The organism is Haemophilus seminalis (assembly GCF_006384255.1).
Classification (GTDB): domain Bacteria; phylum Pseudomonadota; class Gammaproteobacteria; order Enterobacterales; family Pasteurellaceae; genus Haemophilus; species Haemophilus seminalis.
In genome coordinates, this window is sequence record NZ_VCED01000008.1 from 12,052 (window position 1) to 28,584 (window position 16,533).

17 protein-coding genes are annotated in these 16,533 nt (G+C 38.0%); 14 read left to right on the plus strand and 3 right to left on the minus strand.

Translation table 11 applies throughout. The features are described from left to right. Position 1: 1 nt before the first annotated feature. Positions 2-583 (plus strand): thymidine kinase, encoded by a 582-nt coding sequence (locus tag FE813_RS09310; RefSeq protein WP_046942645.1) that lies wholly within the window; start codon positions 2-4, stop codon positions 581-583. Positions 584-619: 36 nt separating this feature from the next. After that, positions 620-1,840 (plus strand): aromatic amino acid transport family protein, encoded by a 1,221-nt coding sequence (locus tag FE813_RS09315; protein ID WP_139990323.1) that lies wholly within the window; start codon positions 620-622, stop codon positions 1,838-1,840. An 86-nt stretch (positions 1,841-1,926) separates the two neighbouring features. On the opposite strand, the gene FE813_RS09320 is transcribed toward FE813_RS09315, so the two are convergent. Beyond that, positions 1,927-2,187 (minus strand): YfhL family 4Fe-4S dicluster ferredoxin, encoded by a 261-nt coding sequence (locus FE813_RS09320; protein WP_005627640.1) that lies wholly within the window; start codon positions 2,185-2,187, stop codon positions 1,927-1,929. A 77-nt stretch (positions 2,188-2,264) separates the two neighbouring features. Here FE813_RS09320 and FE813_RS09325 point away from each other — a divergent pair, with 77 nt between their 5' ends. From FE813_RS09325 to fbaA, 3 genes are all read left to right on the plus strand, one after another. Continuing rightward, positions 2,265-3,047: a ribonuclease T2 family protein gene (locus FE813_RS09325; RefSeq protein WP_139990324.1), complete on the plus strand. Its 783-nt coding sequence runs from the start codon at positions 2,265-2,267 to the stop codon at positions 3,045-3,047. A gap of 95 nt (positions 3,048-3,142) precedes the next feature. Beyond that, positions 3,143-4,303, plus strand: coding sequence for a phosphoglycerate kinase (gene pgk, locus FE813_RS09330; protein WP_046939837.1), 1,161 nt, complete (start codon positions 3,143-3,145; stop codon positions 4,301-4,303). Between the two features lie 119 nt (positions 4,304-4,422). Further along, positions 4,423-5,502: a class II fructose-bisphosphate aldolase gene (gene fbaA / locus FE813_RS09335; RefSeq protein ID WP_118843716.1), complete on the plus strand. Its 1,080-nt coding sequence runs from the start codon at positions 4,423-4,425 to the stop codon at positions 5,500-5,502. Between the two features lie 332 nt (positions 5,503-5,834). Here fbaA and FE813_RS09340 read toward each other — a convergent pair whose 3' ends face one another. Further along, positions 5,835-6,212 (minus strand): helix-turn-helix domain-containing protein, encoded by a 378-nt coding sequence (locus tag FE813_RS09340; RefSeq protein ID WP_046939835.1) that lies wholly within the window; start codon positions 6,210-6,212, stop codon positions 5,835-5,837. A 137-nt stretch (positions 6,213-6,349) separates the two neighbouring features. Between FE813_RS09340 and FE813_RS09345 the strand changes: the two genes are divergently transcribed. From FE813_RS09345 to FE813_RS09355, 3 genes are all read left to right on the plus strand, one after another. Beyond that, positions 6,350-6,964 carry a Slam-dependent surface lipoprotein gene (locus FE813_RS09345; protein WP_114891198.1) on the plus strand — a complete coding sequence of 205 codons (615 nt, stop codon included), beginning with the start codon at positions 6,350-6,352 and terminating at the stop codon, positions 6,962-6,964. A gap of 54 nt (positions 6,965-7,018) precedes the next feature. Next, a complete protein-coding gene (locus FE813_RS09350) occupies positions 7,019-8,374 on the plus strand; it encodes a surface lipoprotein assembly modifier (RefSeq protein ID WP_139990325.1) in 1,356 nt (451 codons plus the stop codon). A 235-nt stretch (positions 8,375-8,609) separates the two neighbouring features. Further along, the gene (locus FE813_RS09355) at positions 8,610-9,650 is read left to right on the plus strand and encodes a glycosyltransferase family 9 protein (protein WP_139990326.1); all 1,041 of its coding nucleotides are present in this window, start codon (positions 8,610-8,612) and stop codon (positions 9,648-9,650) included. Here the strand turns inward: FE813_RS09355 and yczE are convergent. After that, positions 9,594-10,262 (minus strand): membrane protein YczE, encoded by a 669-nt coding sequence (gene yczE, locus FE813_RS09360; RefSeq protein WP_139990327.1) that lies wholly within the window; start codon positions 10,260-10,262, stop codon positions 9,594-9,596. The two genes, FE813_RS09355 and yczE, sit on opposite strands and share 57 nt — an antisense overlap. A gap of 209 nt (positions 10,263-10,471) precedes the next feature. Here yczE and FE813_RS09365 point away from each other — a divergent pair, with 209 nt between their 5' ends. The 6 genes from FE813_RS09365 (at position 10,472) to rplA (ending at position 16,247) form a co-directional block, all read left to right on the plus strand. Continuing rightward, positions 10,472-12,016 (plus strand): YjjI family glycine radical enzyme, encoded by a 1,545-nt coding sequence (locus FE813_RS09365; protein WP_139990328.1) that lies wholly within the window; start codon positions 10,472-10,474, stop codon positions 12,014-12,016. A gap of 8 nt (positions 12,017-12,024) precedes the next feature. After that, positions 12,025-12,813 (plus strand): 4Fe-4S cluster-binding domain-containing protein, encoded by a 789-nt coding sequence (locus tag FE813_RS09370; RefSeq protein WP_139990329.1) that lies wholly within the window; start codon positions 12,025-12,027, stop codon positions 12,811-12,813. Positions 12,814-12,914: 101 nt separating this feature from the next. Then, complete coding sequence (locus FE813_RS09375) at positions 12,915-14,168, plus strand: NupC/NupG family nucleoside CNT transporter (RefSeq protein WP_005633049.1); 1,254 nt, start codon at positions 12,915-12,917, stop codon at positions 14,166-14,168. A gap of 69 nt (positions 14,169-14,237) precedes the next feature. Then, entirely contained in the window at positions 14,238-14,954 is a 717-nt protein-coding gene (deoD, locus tag FE813_RS09380; protein WP_048952894.1) for a purine-nucleoside phosphorylase, read from the plus strand. A 170-nt stretch (positions 14,955-15,124) separates the two neighbouring features. Then, a complete protein-coding gene (gene rplK / locus FE813_RS09385) occupies positions 15,125-15,553 on the plus strand; it encodes a 50S ribosomal protein L11 (protein ID WP_005633053.1) in 429 nt (142 codons plus the stop codon). Positions 15,554-15,557: 4 nt separating this feature from the next. Next, complete coding sequence (gene rplA, locus FE813_RS09390) at positions 15,558-16,247, plus strand: 50S ribosomal protein L1 (protein WP_005649467.1); 690 nt, start codon at positions 15,558-15,560, stop codon at positions 16,245-16,247. The last annotated feature ends 286 nt before the right edge of the window (positions 16,248-16,533 follow it).

Genomic DNA, 16,533 nt, shown 5'->3' on the forward strand with positions numbered 1-16,533 from the left:
AATGGCAAAACTCTACTTCTATTACTCCACAATGAATGCTGGAAAATCAACGACGTTGCTACAATCTTCCTATAACTATCGTGAGCGCGATATGAACACAGTAGTTTATACGGCTGCGATTGATGATCGTTTTGGCGTGGGGAAAGTTACATCGCGTATTGGCATTTCGCAAGATGCTTTTTTATTTCGCTCGGAAACCAATTTGTTTGATGAAATCAATGAGCACTTAAAAAAAGAAAAAGTGCATTGTGTGCTGGTGGATGAAGCTCAATTTCTTAGCAAACAACAAGTTTACCAGTTGAGTGATGTCGTCGATAAACTCAAAATCCCTGTGCTTTGTTATGGCTTGCGTACAGATTTCCAAGCGGAACTTTTTGAAGGAAGTAAATATTTACTGGCTTGGGCGGATCAGCTCGAAGAATTAAAAACAATTTGTTATTGTGGTCGCAAGGCTAACTTTGTTTTGCGCTTAAATGATCAAGGTGAGGTGATTAAAGAAGGCGCGCAAATTCAAATTGGGGGCAATGACTCTTACCTTTCTGTTTGCCGTTTACACTATAAAGAAAAGTGCGGTCAACTTTAAATTAGTTTTCAAACACAACACTATAAGGATAATTTTATGTTACAGAATAAAACATTTGGGAGTGCGCTGATTATTGCAGGCACAACCATTGGAGCAGGTATGCTTGCTATGCCGCTTACATCAGCGGGCATGGGCTTTGGTTACACCGTGTTATTGCTCGTGGGCTTGTGGGCTTTGTTGGTTTACAGTGGATTGTTGTTTGTAGAAGTGTATCAAACAGCGGATCAGTTGGATGACGGTGTCGCCACGCTCGCTGAAAAATATTTTGGTGTTCCGGGTCGAATTTTAGCAACGTTGAGTTTGTTAATTTTACTTTATGCACTTTCAGCTGCTTATATTACGGGTGGTGGATCTTTACTTTCAGGTTTGCCAACTGCGTTTGGAATGGAAGCGATGTCGCTTAAAACGGCGATTATTATCTTCACTGTTGTACTGGGTTCTTTCGTGGTTGTAGGAACGAAAGGCGTGGATGGTTTAACTCGCGTGTTATTTATTGGTAAGTTAGTCGCCTTTGCTTTTGTTCTATTTATGATGCTTCCAAAAGTGGCAACAGATAATTTAATGGCATTGCCTTTGGATTATGCTTTTGTGGTTTCTGCTGCCCCGATATTTTTCACCTCTTTCGGTTTCCACGTTATTATGGCGAGTGTAAATAGCTACTTAGGTGGAAGTGTAGAAAAATTCCGTCGTGCTATTTTGATTGGTACTGCGATTCCATTAGCTGCTTATCTTGTATGGCAGTTAGCAACCCATGGTGTATTAAGTCAAAGTGAATTTGTGCGTATTTTACAAGCTGACCCAACGCTAAATGGATTAGTGAATGCAACACGTGAAATCACAGGTTCGCATTTTATGGGAGAAGTGGTTCGCGTGTTCTCATCACTCGCTTTAATTACTTCATTCTTGGGCGTAATGCTTGGTGTGTTTGAAGGCTTAGGTGATTTATTCAAACGCTATCATTTGCCAAATAATCGCGTTGTATTAACCATTGCCGCATTTTTACCACCACTTGTATTTGCATTATTTTATCCTGAAGGATTTATTACAGCATTAAGTTATGCAGGTTTGTTGTGTGCGTTCTATTGCTTAATTTTACCAATTGGCTTGGCATGGCGTACACGTATTGAAAATCCAACATTGCCATATCGTGTTGCTGGCGGTAATTTTGCTTTGGTGTTTGCGTTATTAATTGGCGTGGTGATTATGGTCATTCCATTTTTAATTCAATGGGGATATTTACCAGCCGTAGCGGGATAAGGTAAAGGAAAGTGCGGTGAAAAAGATAATAAAAAGAAGCTTAAAATTAACCGCACTATTTAGCTTAAAAGATATAACAAGTTAAATTACAACTTGTCTGAATGATGAATCATCACAAAGCGTTCCCAAAGCTGTTCTTCGGTTTCTTGATGTTCTGGATCGGGCTTAATGCAGTTCGTGATTGGGCAAACTTTTTGGCAGGTTGGAGTGTCGTAATGGCCGACACATTCCGTGCAAAGTACAGGATCGATCACATAAATCTCATCGCCAATGGAAATGGCTTCGTTCGGGCATTCTGGTAAGCACATATCGCAGTTGGTACATTTGCTAGTGATGAGTAATGCCATTGTGATCCTTAATAGAAAGTTGAAAGCGGCGAATTATAGCCGACAAAAACTTGATTGACAAAAACTAAACAAAATTTATGAAAAAATTCACTTCCACCCTTTCTCTTATTGTCCTCGTTGTATTAGCAATTTGGCAATATTTTACCGATTCAACCAAAACTAAAAACCAATCATCTTCTCCGGTAATCGAACAGACTAAGCAAACAAAAGTATCTGAGCCTAAATTTGAGCCTCAATTTGAGACAAAGCGGACGGATATTGAAAAAAGTGCGGTGAAAAATCCGAATATTTTTGCCAATTATGATGTGATTATGCGCGATGATCCTATCGGGCAAAATGCAAAGGCGCCTGTCGATTATTATATGTTGGCATTATCTTGGTCGCCAGGATTTTGTGATATTCAGCGTGAAAAATATGGTAATCAGTTGCCTTCCTCGTCTCAATATCAATGCGGAAATAACCGCACTTTAGGTTGGGTCGTTCATGGGCTATGGCCTCAAAATGCGAATGCACTTTCAGTGACGGATCATCCACGTTTTTGCAAGGGCGATTTACCCGCATTGCCAAAAGATTTATTAGCACAATATTTGGCTATCTCACCAGGTGAACAATTATTGCAAGGCGAATGGGAAAAACACGGCAGCTGTGCGTTTGATTCTGCCCAACAGTATTTTGCTAAGGAGCAGGAATTATTTAGCTCATTAAAATTACCGAATCAAAATTTAAGCCGTAATGAACTTTTTCGTTGGATGAAACAACATAATCCACAATTAAAAAATGCTTATTTAGGTGCAAGCCAAAACGAATTATTCATTTGTTATGATAAAAAATGGCAGGTAATGAATTGCCAAAGCAAATAAGAATTTCTTTGATCTAAATCGTTACAACCTAGCGCGAAGTAGGTATAATACGAAAAGTTTTCAATTTTAATTTTAACTTAACAAGAGGATAGATTATGTCAGTAATCAAAATGACCGATTTAGATTTAGCCGGTAAACGTGTATTTATCCGTGCGGATCTTAATGTGCCAGTAAAAGATGGCAAAGTGACCTCAGATGCGCGTATTCGTGCGACCATTCCTACTTTAAAATTAGCCTTAGAAAAAGGCGCAAAAGTGATGGTGACTTCTCACTTAGGTCGTCCAACTGAAGGTGAATTCAAACCAGAAGATTCTTTACAACCAGTTGTTGATTACTTAAAAGACGCAGGCTTTAATGTTCGTTTAGAACAAGACTATTTAAATGGCGTAGATGTTAAAGAAGGCGAAATTGTTGTTTTAGAAAACGTACGCGTGAACAAAGGTGAAAAGAAAAACGATCCTGAATTAGGTAAAAAATATGCCGCACTTTGCGATGTATTCGTGATGGATGCGTTTGGTACCGCTCACCGTGCGCAAGCATCAACTTACGGCGTTGCAGAATTTGCACCAATCGCTTGTGCAGGTCCATTACTTGCAGCAGAATTAGATGCATTAGGTAAAGCATTAAAAGAACCTGCTCGTCCAATGGTTGCGATCGTAGGCGGTTCAAAAGTTTCCACTAAATTAGAAGTATTAAATTCTCTTTCAAAAATCGCTGACCAAATTATTGTGGGCGGTGGTATTGCAAATACTTTCATTGCGGCAGCAGGCCATAATGTAGGTAAATCTTTATATGAAGCTGATTTAATCCCAGTCGCGAAAGAATTAGCAGCAAATACTGATATTCCTGTGCCAGTTGATGTTCGAGTAGGGTTAGAGTTCTCTGAAACCGCAGCTGCAACAGAAAAAGCAGTAAACGAAGTGAAAGATGAGGAATCTATCTTTGATATTGGTGATAAATCTGCAGAACAATTGGCAGAAATCATCAAAAATGCAAAAACCGTTTTATGGAATGGTCCAGTTGGCGTGTTTGAGTTCCCTAACTTCCGTAAAGGGACTGAAATTATTTCTCACGCGATTGCAAACAGCGATGCATTCTCTATCGCAGGGGGCGGTGATACTTTAGCAGCTATCGATTTATTCGGTATTGCAGACAAGATCTCTTACATTTCAACGGGTGGCGGTGCGTTCTTAGAATTCGTAGAAGGCAAAGTATTACCAGCAGTAGAAATTCTTGAAAAACGTGCGAAAAACTAACCGCACTTTTCCTATGTGACATATCGATGGCGATCATTAAAAATGTCGCCATCAATAAAAAGTCAAAAAATTCTCCAATTGTGGGTTTGTCCCGCTAAACATAAAAAGGAAACACAAGTATGGCTAAATTATTAGATATCGTGAAACCTGGTGTCGTAACAGGTGAAGATGTGCAAAAAATCTTTGCTTATGCAAAAGAGCATAACTTTGCTATCCCTGCGGTAAACTGCGTAGGTTCTGACTCAGTTAATGCCGTGTTAGAAACTGCTGCACGCGTAAAAGCCCCAGTGATTATTCAATTTTCTAATGGCGGTGCTGCATTCTATGCGGGTAAAGGTATTAAACCTGCAAGTGGTGCTCGTCCTGATGTACTTGGTGCGATTGCTGGAGCGAAACACGTTCATACTTTAGCGAAAGAATACGGTGTTCCTGTTATTCTTCACACTGACCACGCTGCGAAAAAATTACTTCCATGGATTGATGGTTTACTTGAAGCGGGTGAAAAACACTTCGCAGAAACTGGCCGTCCATTATTCTCTTCTCACATGCTTGACCTTTCTGAAGAGCCAATGGAAGAAAATATGGCAATCTGCCGTGAATACCTCGCTCGTATGGATAAAATGGGGATGACCCTTGAAATCGAAATCGGTATTACCGGTGGCGAAGAAGATGGCGTAGATAATTCTGGTGTTGATGAATCTCGTTTATATACTCAACCATCTGACGTGCTTTATGTTTACGACCAATTAAACCCAGTAAGCCCTAACTTTACGGTTGCAGCAGCATTCGGTAACGTACATGGTGTTTATAAACCAGGTAACGTAAAATTAAAACCATCTATTTTAGGCGCATCACAAGAGTTCGTGGCGAAAGAACGTAATCTTCCAGCGAAACCAATTAACTTTGTCTTCCACGGTGGTTCTGGTTCTAGTCGCGAAGAAATCCGCGAAGCAATTAGCTACGGTGCAATCAAAATGAATATTGATACCGATACTCAATGGGCATCTTGGAATGGTATTTTGAACTTCTATAAAGCAAATGAAGCTTATCTTCAAGGTCAATTAGGTAACCCTGAAGGTCCAGATGCGCCAAACAAAAAATACTACGATCCACGTGTTTGGTTACGTAAAATGGAAGAATCTATGTCTAAACGCTTAGAGCAATCTTTCGAAGACTTAAATTGTGTTGATGTTTTATAATTAGTAAATTATATTAAAATTATTGAGGCTAAATTCTAATAGAATTTAGCCTTTTGTTTTGAATTAGAGGTGAAAATAGCAACTTTAATTTTTATGCACTTTTTCTTTTTATTTAGGAATTAATCTTCGAATTTATTAAATAGCAGTAATGGATTAATGCTTCTATATTGAATTCTACTAACTAATACACAATTTTATTTTTATCATGTCTTTATTTTTATTGTTTAACAGAAAATAAATTTAATGGAACCTATAAAGATAGCTTGTTTATAGCAAGTATTTTATTGATTATTTTATTTTTAAATATAGTTTCTTAACATAAGGAGATGAGGCTATGGGTAGGTTTTAAGAAGTGCTTGCATCAAATTGAGAATTAAATACTTATGCTCATTATTTAATTGAAGAAAACTCTCTAAACCTTGTTTTTCAATAAGTGATTGTGCGTTTAAGGTGGTATTACTTGCCCCTGTTTTTAACCACTCTGCAGAAACATTTAACCAATCGGCAAGTACTTGGATTTTGTCAAAAGAAGGGATTGATTGGCCATTTAACCATTTATAGATTGCTTGGGGTGTGACAGACCCTGAAACATAACGTAAGTTAAATTCCCTCTCAATGTCTGATACTTTAAATGTACCGTAAGAAGCGGCTTCAAGAGCAACTCGTAACCGTTGACTAAAAAGTGCTTTTTCATCAAATATTTTCTGCATTTAGTAATTATAACGATAACCCAAATAATAAATTCACCAAATGATTTTTAAATTAACAACTGGACAGTTGATATATAGAGTCTAGTTTCTTATTAGAATTAAAGTTAATCTTTCTAAGAAAAAATGAGGAAATCGTTATGTTAAAACAATTAAATAATGTTGCTATTTTAGGATTATCAGCCTTAGCTGTCGCTTGTGGTTCTGGTGGTGGTTCTGGTACTGCACAAACACCAGATGGCGCAAAAGTGGATTTAAATAATAGTGACAAAGGACTAATTGGCGGTAATACGATGGATGGAACACTAATTGGTTATAACCAAAATCATTCATTTTACGGTGTGTGGGTGAATCACGATAAAACTCGCCAAGAAATTCGTTATCAAGGTACAGTAACACCAACTTCAAGTATTCCAAAAGGCTCTGCAACTTATACGGGGCATGCAGTGCGTGCAAGAGATAGTATCATTGCTCAAAATATTAATGGCGTACAAGCAGATGGAAAAACCACTCTTAATGTAAATTTTGATACTAAAAAAGTTGATGGAAAAATTGAGATGCCACTTGCTCGTGATATTACTCTGCATGAAACTAGTTTAAATGGTAATAGTTTTAGTGGTAAAGCTAGTGTATTCTTGAATGATGGTGGTAAATATACAGGTGCATTATATGGGCCAAATGCCGAAGAAGCTGCTGGTATTGTAACTTTTGATAATAATTCAGCATTAAATACTTCTTTTGGTGGCTATCGTTAATTTATTTTTATATGTTAATAGGCGGATTATTCCGCCTATTTTATTAGGTGTAATATGAAAAAAGCGTTATTTTGGCTATTCTACTCATCTTTTTCATTTTCTGCGACTGCTCACACATTATCGTTACCAGATATAACATATCTTCAAAGTAATCCTAAAGTGATTGAAAAACTATTATCCGAAAATATGTATTCTTTATCTGGAAAAGAACTGGCCCGATTAATAGATCTGTATCAATATAATCCTCATTTCAATAAACATTTAGCTCAATTTGCACAAGGGCGTATTGCCTTTTTAGAACAAGATTATTACGAAGCAATTCGGCTTTATCGACAAGTCTTATCGGAAAACCCAGAATTAAACCCAGTTAGAATCGAGTTAGCGATTGCATTATTTCATCAAAGGCAAGATAGTGCAGCAAGAACTCAATTTGAAAAAGCAAAAGTGGAAAAAGATCTGCCTGATGGTTCGTTGTTGGTTATTAATAATTATCTGCAAGCATTAGATGAGAGACAAAGTTGGGAAATAGATTTTGCAGCTCATTATATCCGAGATAAAAATGTCAACCATGCAGCAAATGTCAATTATGTGCCATTGTCTAATCGTGCAGTACTGACCAAATCCCCAAAAATGTTGCCACAATCAGCCCATGGAGTTGGATATTTTTTCTCGGTTTCTCGAGATTTGAATTTATTCGATTCTCACTATTTTTTATTCGGCAATCGAGCTTGGGGTAAAGAGTATTGGGATAATCATGAATATGATGATATTTTAAACCGCACTTTTTTAGGTTATGCCTATAAAAATGCATCTCATATAATAAAAGTGAAACCTTTTTATGAGCGCCGTTGGTATGGCAACCATCGTTATCGCTGGAATAATGGTGTGCAAGTTGAATATGATTTTCACTTTAACCCACATTGGCAACTGGCTTATTCTGCTGAATTTGAAAAACAACATTATTTTATTGAAAAAGAGCTTAATGGACATCTAACACAGCTTACACCAACCTTAATTTTTCAGCCAAACACACGACAATTTTTCTATATTGGAGGTGACTGGATAAATGAAAAAACACAAGTAAGACAATATGGCTCTAAAAGCAAAGGTCTGCGTTTAGGTTGGGAGCAAGACTGGGGAAAAGGAATATCTTCACAAATAGCCGTGTCATTTATTAAACGAAATTATAAAGATGTTGCTAAATTAGGTAATTTAGATATTTTCTCCTTTAATAAAAACCGTAAAGATCATATTTATTCTCTAAATTTATTAGTTTGGAAACGAGATTGGCATTTGGGGGGAATTACACCTAAACTGCAGTTTACTTGGAAAAAACAAATAAGTAACATTCCTCAAATGTATTCTTATCAACAGAAGAATATTAATCTGATTTTTGAAAAGAGTTTTTAGTAAAACATCTTAATAAAAATAAGGTAAAAGTTTATACCAGATAATTAACTGGCTTTCATGAATAATTTCTATTGCTATCTAGTACGACTTCCATCATTTATCTGAAGAATCTATGTCTAAACGCTTAGAGCAATCTTTCGAAGACTTAAATTGTGTTGATGTTTTATAATCCACAAAAATAACATAAAATACGACCGCACTTTCAAGTGCGGTTTTTTATTCTAGCGGAGAAATTATGGAAAAGATCTTGGTTATTCGTAACGATAAATTAGGCGATTTTATGCAAGCATGGCCTGCTTTTGCTATGCTGAAGTTATCGAATCCTTCTTTAAAATTAACCGCTCTTGTTCCGAGTTACACTGCGCCTTTAGCGGAAGTTTGTCCGTTTATTGATAGTGTTATTATTGATAGCAAAAAAAATGATAAAACGGATTTCAAACGTCTTGTGCAGGAAATCAAATCGCAGCAGTTTGATGGAATGATTAGTTTCTTTTCCAATACCCATAATGGAAAACTCGCTTGGAAAAGTGGGATTAAATATCGTCTCGCGCCTGCGACTAAATGGGTTCAAATTCTCTATAATCACCGCCTAACACAACGCCGCTCTCGTTCTGAAAAATCGGAAGCAGAATACAATCAAGATTTAGTTCGAGCTTTTTTGCAAAAGCATAATATGCCAATTGTTGAACCTAAACCGCCTTATTTAACCTTTGAGAAAAGTGCGGTGGAAAATCAACGTGTTTTCTTGCAAGAGAGCTTAGGGCTTTCCGAAAACAAAAAATGGATCTTTGTACATAGCGGTTCTGGTGGTTCAGCTACGAATCTTTCTTTAGCGCAATATGCGGATTTAATTAAAGGCTTATTGGCTGAATTTGATTGCAATGTTGTGCTGACTGCAGGGCCTGGCGAAAGTGAAAAGGCCCATGAATTGGCAAATTTGGTGGATGATTCACGCGTAGTCGTTTACGATAAGAATAAAGGTTTAGTTGATTTTGCTCATTCTTTGGCTTGTGCGGATTTATTTATTGCGGGATCTACTGGGCCATTGCATTTGAGTAGTGCGTTTAATATTCCGACTATCGGGTTTTATCCAAATAGCCGTTCTTCTCAGCCGAGACGATGGAAACCGATTAATGATGTCGATAAGCATCTTGCATTTTGCCCACCCGAGGGAAAAGAGACTCAAATGAATCTAGGTTTAATTTCAATAAATAATGCTTTAGTAACCATTTTCCCCTTTGTGAGAAAAATGTGGGCATTGCGCAATGATGTTTAAGCAAATCTGAACTATCCATCCTATACTGGCGGCAAAAATAATTGTCCCTAAACCGACGGTGCCACCAAGGATAAACCCTAGAATACAAACAAAGATTTCAATGCTTGTTCTGACGATGCTCACTTTTAAATAAAATATTTGACAGAAACCAACCATTAATCCATCCCTTGGTCCCGCGCCTAAATGACAGGTAAGATATAAGGCTGTGCCTAAGCCATAAAGTAATAAGCCCACCGCACCACATAATAGTTGTTCTGCCAATGAGCTTGGTGTGGCCAGTATTTTTGTTGTGAGACCAAGGAAAAAAGCAATAATAACGATATTAAGTAGAGTGCCCAATCCTAATCGAAGTTTTAGTGGAAACCAGGCTATCATTACGATACAACTGATAAAAAATGATGCCCAACCAATGCTCATATTAGTTTGTATTGCAATGCCTTGTGAAAGCACCGTCCAAGGCGTTGAACCTAAATTCGAAAGTACGATTAATCCATCGCCGATACCGAGGATTGATAAGGCAAAGATCAAAACTGACAATGTTTTGATGTCCAACGACCAAAGAGATGTCGCCGCCCAAGATGTATGGGGAATAACACGTACTTTTTTCTTCATAAAATATCCTTTTAATTCTTGCCATAATAAAAGGAAATGTAGAAAAAATGAAACAATTTAATGTTCTATTTTAGAATTGTATCTTATAGAAATACACGACCATTTGTATCAATATTAATTTCTAAAACTGTGATCTTACTCACATTTTGAAAATTGTTTAATATCTCTCCATTTCGTACAATATGCCCAATTCTTAATGGGAGAAAATTATGTTAGCAACACTTCAAGATATTCTCGATACGGTTAAAGCCAATAATCTGACTTATCATCAAAAATTAATGACATTAGGCAATATTGCTGAGCGTTTATTTGATCCTCGCGATTTGCTTGGCTATACCGATGAAGAATGGGGCTTTTTACAGAATCAGATGATTTGTGATTTATGTGAAGGTTACGCTATTTATCGTCCTCGCTATATCCTGCCTGATTATAATGTGTATATCCAAAAAGGCTGCGAATTTTTAGAGTTACCGCCACCAAAAGATCTGGATGAAGCACTTGATGGATTATTGATTCTTTACTCCCATGTGCCATCCATTACAACTTATCCTGTTTATGTTGGTCGTCTTGATGTATTGCTCGAACCTTTCATTACTGATGAAGAAAAAGACTACATCAAAATTAAACGTTTCTTAAATCATATCGATAAAACTGTGCCTGATTCATTCTGTCATGCCAATATCGGGCCTTATGATACGAAAGCGGGTCGCTTGATTTTACGTGCAGTGATTGAGCTTGAAGCGCCAACACCGAATATGACCATTCGTTATGATAAATCCAAAACGAGCCGTGAGTTTGCTGAACTTGCAGCAAAAGCCTGTTTATTAGTTTCTAAACCATCTTTTGCAAACGATGCTTACTATATTTCCGATCTAGGTGAAGAATATGGCGTAGCAAGTTGCTATAACGCACTGCCTGAATGTGGCGGTGCTTACACATTAACGCGTTTACGTCTAGGTACAATTGCTCGCGCGTGTAAAAGTGCGGATGAAATGGTAAACGAATTACTACCACGTGTGGCGAAATGTGCTCTTTCAACGATGGATAAACGCCATAAGTTTGTGGTAGAAGAAAGTAATTTCTTTAACAGTTCATTCCTCGAAAAAGAAGGCTTTATCAAACGTACTAATTTTACGGGGATGCTCGCAATTGTGGGCTTGGCAGATGCCGCAAACCACTTATTGCAATGTGAAGGATTAAATGAAACCTTTGGTAAGAGTGCTCGTGGTGATGAAATTGCGACAGCAATTATGGATAAACTTAAAGAAATCACTGATGCACATGAAGGGGTTTATGCAGAACGTACTGGCAATCGTTATTTATTACATGCGCAAGTTGGCGCAAGTAACCACGAAGAAGACAAACGTAACGCACCGGCTCACCGTATTCGTGTAGGCGAAGAACCAACGTTACTTGCGCATTTAAAACAGTCTGCGCCGTTCCATAAATATTTCCCATCTGGTACAGGGGATTTATTCGCCTTTGATCAAACCTATGTGGATCACTGCGATGCAGTGGTGGATATTATTGATGGTGCATTCTCTTTGGGCTATCGCTACATTACTACCTATTTGAAAAACACGGATTTAATTCGCGTTACGGGTTATTTGGTGAAGAAAAGCGAAGTTGAAAAATACCGTAAAGGCGAAGTTGCATTACGCGATACAACCTGGTATGGCTCGGGTACGGATGAATGTGCTAACGTGTTTGATCGCCAATTACGCGATGAAAAAGATGTCACTGCTGAAAAATAATTGGAAAAATGACCGCACTTTCTGAGATTTTTGTGCCGTTGCATCGGATTATTCCTTTTTCAAATGTAGAGGGACAAGGCAATCGTTCGAGTATTTTTCTGCAAGGTTGCAAGTTAAATTGCTTGTATTGCCATAATCCGGAAACTATTCCTCGTTATACGGAAAATGCGAAATTGGTTAGTTTGCAGTATTTGTATGAACAGGTTATGGAGGCGGTTCCATTTATTCGAGGTGTCACAATTTCAGGTGGTGAACCGACTATCCATCATAAAAAACTAGTCCCGCTATTTGAGGCTTTACGTTCACAAGGATTAACCTGTTATTTGGATAGTAGCGGCTTTTTTGAGTTTGATCGTATTCGTTCGTTAATCGATGTCACTGATAAATTTTTATTCGATCTGAAAGGAGAGGGTGCTGGTTTACAAACACTCTGTTTTGACCGACAAAATCAAACAGGAATCGTGCCACAGAAAGTGATACCCGAACGTTTACATATAAAAAACGATAAACTTGAGCGAAATTTGCAGAATCTGGCTGCCTTGTTGCCGTTAAATAAAGTGGAAGAAGTGCGGTTAGTTTTTTTAAAGAATTTTTTTGATGCTGAACATTTGGTGGGCAAAGTTGCGCTACTTTTACGAAATTATCCTGATGTGGCATTAAAAATTATCCGTGTGCATAGTAAAGGTGCGCGCGATGAAACTGGGTTATCAACGCACATTCCAAGTGCGGAAGAAACTAATGCATTGGCTGCTTATGCGCGTCAATGTGGAATTAACAAGGTTTTGACTATTTTGTAGTCGTTTACAAAAAAGTGCGGTGAAAACTCGCCGACTTTTTGTGAGAAAACAAGTAGAATAAGCCGACTTTTTTATTAACTTAACCAATCTAGGGGAATCAAATGAGTGTGTTAAGCAGCATTTTGGGAATGGTCGTATTAATCGCTATTGCCGTGTTACTTTCCAATAATCGTAAAGCGATTAGTATCAGAACCGTGCTCGGGGCGTTAGCAATCCAAGTTGGATTTGCCGCCCTTATTTTATATGTGCCAGCAGGTAAACAAGCACTTGGTGCAACTGCTGATGCCGTATCAAATGTTATTGCTTACGGTAATGAAGGTATTAACTTTGTATTTGGCGGTTTAGCTGATCCAAGTAAACCTTCAGGTTTCATTTTTGCAGTGAAAGTATTACCAATTATTGTGTTCTTCTCTGGCTTAATCTCTGTGCTTTATTATCTTGGCATTATGCAAGTGGTGATTAAAGTATTAGGCGGTGCATTACAAAAAGCATTAGGTACTTCAAAAGCAGAATCCATGTCAGCAGCTGCTAATATTTTCGTTGGTCAAACTGAAGCACCATTGGTTGTTCGCCCTTACATTAAAAATATGACCCAATCTGAATTATTTGCCATCATGGTGGGTGGTACGGCGTCTATTGCGGGTTCAGTAATGGCGGGTTATGCTGGAATGGGCGTGCCATTGACATACTTAATCGCGGCGTCATTTATGGCGGCACCAGCAGGTTTGTTATTTGCAAAATTAATGTTCCCACAAACAGAACAATTCTCTGATAAACAACCGGAAGACAATGATTCAGAAAAACCAACTAACGTACTTGAAGCAATGGCGGGCGGTGCGAGTGCAGGTATGCAACTTGCGTTAAACGTAGGTGCAATGTTAATCGCATTCGTTGGTTTAATTGCATTAATTAACGGTATTTTAAGTGGCGTTGGTGGTTGGTTCGGTTATGGCGACGTAACTTTACAATCTATCTTTGGTTTAGTTTTCAAACCATTAGCATACTTAATCGGTGTAACTGACGGTACCGAAGCGGGTATCGCAGGACAAATGATCGGGATGAAATTAGCGGTTAACGAATTCGTAGGTTACCTTGAATTTGCAAAATACTTGCAACCAGATTCTGCGATTGTATTAACTGAAAAAACCAAAGCGATTATTACTTTCGCACTTTGTGGTTTTGCTAACTTCAGCTCAATTGCAATCTTAATCGGTGGTTTAGGTGGAATGGCGCCAAACCGTCGTAGTGATGTTGCACGTTTAGGCTTAAAAGCAGTAATCGCAGGTACTTTAGCAAACTTAATGAGTGCAACGATTGCAGGTTTGTTCATCGGACTCGGTGCAGCAGCGCTTTAATTCTCGGATAAGTGCGGTGAAAAATGACCGCACTTTTTATTTTTACATTTGAAAAAAGGAAGGAAAATTATGACTCCACATATTAACGCGCCTGAAGGTGCATTTGCAGATGTTGTTTTAATGCCGGGTGATCCACTTCGTGCAAAATACATTGCAGAAACATTTTTGCAAGATGCAGTAGAAGTAACAAATGTTCGTAATATGCTTGGTTTTACTGGGACTTATAAAGGTCGTAAGATTTCTATTATGGGCCACGGTATGGGGATTCCATCTTGCTCTATTTATGCGAAAGAATTAATCACTGAATACGGTGTGAAAAAAATTATCCGTGTAGGTTCTTGTGGTGCCGTTCGTATGGACGTAAAAGTGCGCGATGTAATTATCGGTTTAGGCGCATGTACTGATTCAAAAGTAAACCGTATTCGTTTCAAAGATAACGACTTTGCAGCTATTGCTGATTTCGATATGGCACAAGCCGCTGTTCAAGCTGCAAAAGCAAAAGGCAAAGCCGTTCGTGTAGGTAACTTATTCTCTGCGGATTTATTCTATACACCTGATGTAGAAATGTTCGATGTAATGGAAAAATACGGCATTCTAGGCGTGGAAATGGAAGCAGCTGGAATTTATGGTGTAGCTGCAGAATATGGTGCAAAAGCATTAACAATTTGTACCGTGTCTGACCATATTCGTACACATGAACAAACCACAGCAGAAGAACGTCAATTAACATTCAATGATATGATTGAAATTGCGTTGGATTCAGTATTAATTGGTGATGCACAATAATATCTTCTAGCGGATTTAAGAAGTGCTTGAAAAACAACCGCACTTTTTATATAATCCGCGCCCGTTATGAGCCGTTCGCGGCTCATATTTTTGTGTGGTGCAATATGTTGCACTGAAAATTATCGGGGAGCTATTTAATAGCGTTATTACCCAATTAGAGGAAAACTAAAATGGCAAAAAAAGTCCAAGCCTACGTTAAGTTGCAAGTTGCAGCTGGTATGGCAAACCCATCACCACCAGTTGGTCCTGCATTAGGTCAACAAGGTGTGAACATCATGGAATTCTGTAAAGCATTCAACGCTCGTACTGAGAGCTTAGAAAAAGGTTTACCAATTCCAGTTGTTATCACTGTATATGCAGACCGTTCATTTACTTTCGTAACTAAAACTCCACCAGCAGCAGTATTATTGAAAAAAGCTGCAGGTATCAAATCTGGTTCTGGTAAACCGAACAAAGAGAAAGTGGGTAAAGTAACTTTAGATCAAGTTCGTCAAATCGCTGAAACTAAAGCAGCAGATATGACTGGCGCGTCTATCGAAACCAAAATGAAATCAATTGCTGGTACTGCTCGCTCAATGGGCTTAGTGGTGGAGGAATAATACGATGGCTAAATTGACTAAAAAAATGAAAGCAATCAAAGCTGGCGTAGATTCTACTAAAGCATACGAAATCAACGAAGCGATCGCGGTATTAAAACAATTCGCAACAGCTAAATTTGTTGAAAGTGTTGACGTTGCAGTAAACTTAGGTATCGATCCTCGTAAATCTGACCAAAACGTTCGTGGTGCAACTGTATTACCACACGGTACTGGTCGTGAAGTACGCGTAGCTGTGTTCACTCAAGGTGCTAACGCAGATGCAGCTAAAGAAGCTGGCGCTGATTTAGTCGGTATGGAAGATTTAGCAGAGCAAATCAAAAAAGGCGAAATGAACTTTGATGTTGTTATCGCTTCTCCTGATGCAATGCGTGTTGTTGGTCAATTAGGTCAAGTATTAGGCCCACGTGGTTTAATGCCAAACCCTAAAGTTGGTACTGTAACACCAAACGTTGCTGAAGCAGTTAAAAATGCTAAATCTGGTCAGATCCGTTATCGTAATGATAAAAACGGTATCATCCACACCACTATCGGTAAAGCAAACTTCTCTGAAGTTCAATTAAAAGAAAATCTTCAAGCATTATTGGCTGCTTTAAACAAAGCAAAACCAACTACTGCAAAAGGTATCTTCATCAAGAAAGTAAGCATCTCTACCACTATGGGTGCAGGTGTTGCTGTTGATCAAGCTTCTTTATAATTTAAAGAATTGATAGATTTTAAACCGCACTTTTTTTAAAGTGCGGTTTTTTATTTCATAAAATTTCTCCATAAGTTTTAAACTTGACGAGAAAGCTGCATTCATTTAAAATTTACCGCCTTAAAATTAGCAAAGATTTAGATTGATTTTTAATCAATTTTGACCTTTTATTGTTTAATTTAACCGTGTTTTTGATAGAAAGCACATCCATGCAATGGCAGATTCACCGTTATTTGTCGTTGTTTTGCTCAAGTTGTCGTTCTATGTAATTTGAGTTGTCACCCCA

Excerpts from the sequence above, each read along its gene's own strand:
- FE813_RS09310 (WP_046942645.1), top strand. The coding sequence starts at position 2 with ATGGCAAAACTCTACTTCTATTACTCCACAATGAATGCTGGAAAATCA.
- FE813_RS09315 (WP_139990323.1), top strand. The coding sequence starts at position 620 with ATGTTACAGAATAAAACATTTGGGAGTGCGCTGATTATTGCAGGCACA.
- FE813_RS09320 (WP_005627640.1), bottom strand. The coding sequence starts at position 2,187 with ATGGCATTACTCATCACTAGCAAATGTACCAACTGCGATATGTGCTTA.
- FE813_RS09325 (WP_139990324.1), top strand. The coding sequence starts at position 2,265 with ATGAAAAAATTCACTTCCACCCTTTCTCTTATTGTCCTCGTTGTATTA.
- pgk (WP_046939837.1), top strand. The coding sequence starts at position 3,143 with ATGTCAGTAATCAAAATGACCGATTTAGATTTAGCCGGTAAACGTGTA.
- fbaA (WP_118843716.1), top strand. The coding sequence starts at position 4,423 with ATGGCTAAATTATTAGATATCGTGAAACCTGGTGTCGTAACAGGTGAA.
- FE813_RS09340 (WP_046939835.1), bottom strand. The coding sequence starts at position 6,212 with ATGCAGAAAATATTTGATGAAAAAGCACTTTTTAGTCAACGGTTACGA.
- FE813_RS09345 (WP_114891198.1), top strand. The coding sequence starts at position 6,350 with ATGTTAAAACAATTAAATAATGTTGCTATTTTAGGATTATCAGCCTTA.
- FE813_RS09350 (WP_139990325.1), top strand. The coding sequence starts at position 7,019 with ATGAAAAAAGCGTTATTTTGGCTATTCTACTCATCTTTTTCATTTTCT.
- FE813_RS09355 (WP_139990326.1), top strand. The coding sequence starts at position 8,610 with ATGGAAAAGATCTTGGTTATTCGTAACGATAAATTAGGCGATTTTATG.
- yczE (WP_139990327.1), bottom strand. The coding sequence starts at position 10,262 with ATGAAGAAAAAAGTACGTGTTATTCCCCATACATCTTGGGCGGCGACA.
- FE813_RS09365 (WP_139990328.1), top strand. The coding sequence starts at position 10,472 with ATGTTAGCAACACTTCAAGATATTCTCGATACGGTTAAAGCCAATAAT.
- FE813_RS09370 (WP_139990329.1), top strand. The coding sequence starts at position 12,025 with ATGACCGCACTTTCTGAGATTTTTGTGCCGTTGCATCGGATTATTCCT.
- FE813_RS09375 (WP_005633049.1), top strand. The coding sequence starts at position 12,915 with ATGAGTGTGTTAAGCAGCATTTTGGGAATGGTCGTATTAATCGCTATT.
- deoD (WP_048952894.1), top strand. The coding sequence starts at position 14,238 with ATGACTCCACATATTAACGCGCCTGAAGGTGCATTTGCAGATGTTGTT.
- rplK (WP_005633053.1), top strand. The coding sequence starts at position 15,125 with ATGGCAAAAAAAGTCCAAGCCTACGTTAAGTTGCAAGTTGCAGCTGGT.
- rplA (WP_005649467.1), top strand. The coding sequence starts at position 15,558 with ATGGCTAAATTGACTAAAAAAATGAAAGCAATCAAAGCTGGCGTAGAT.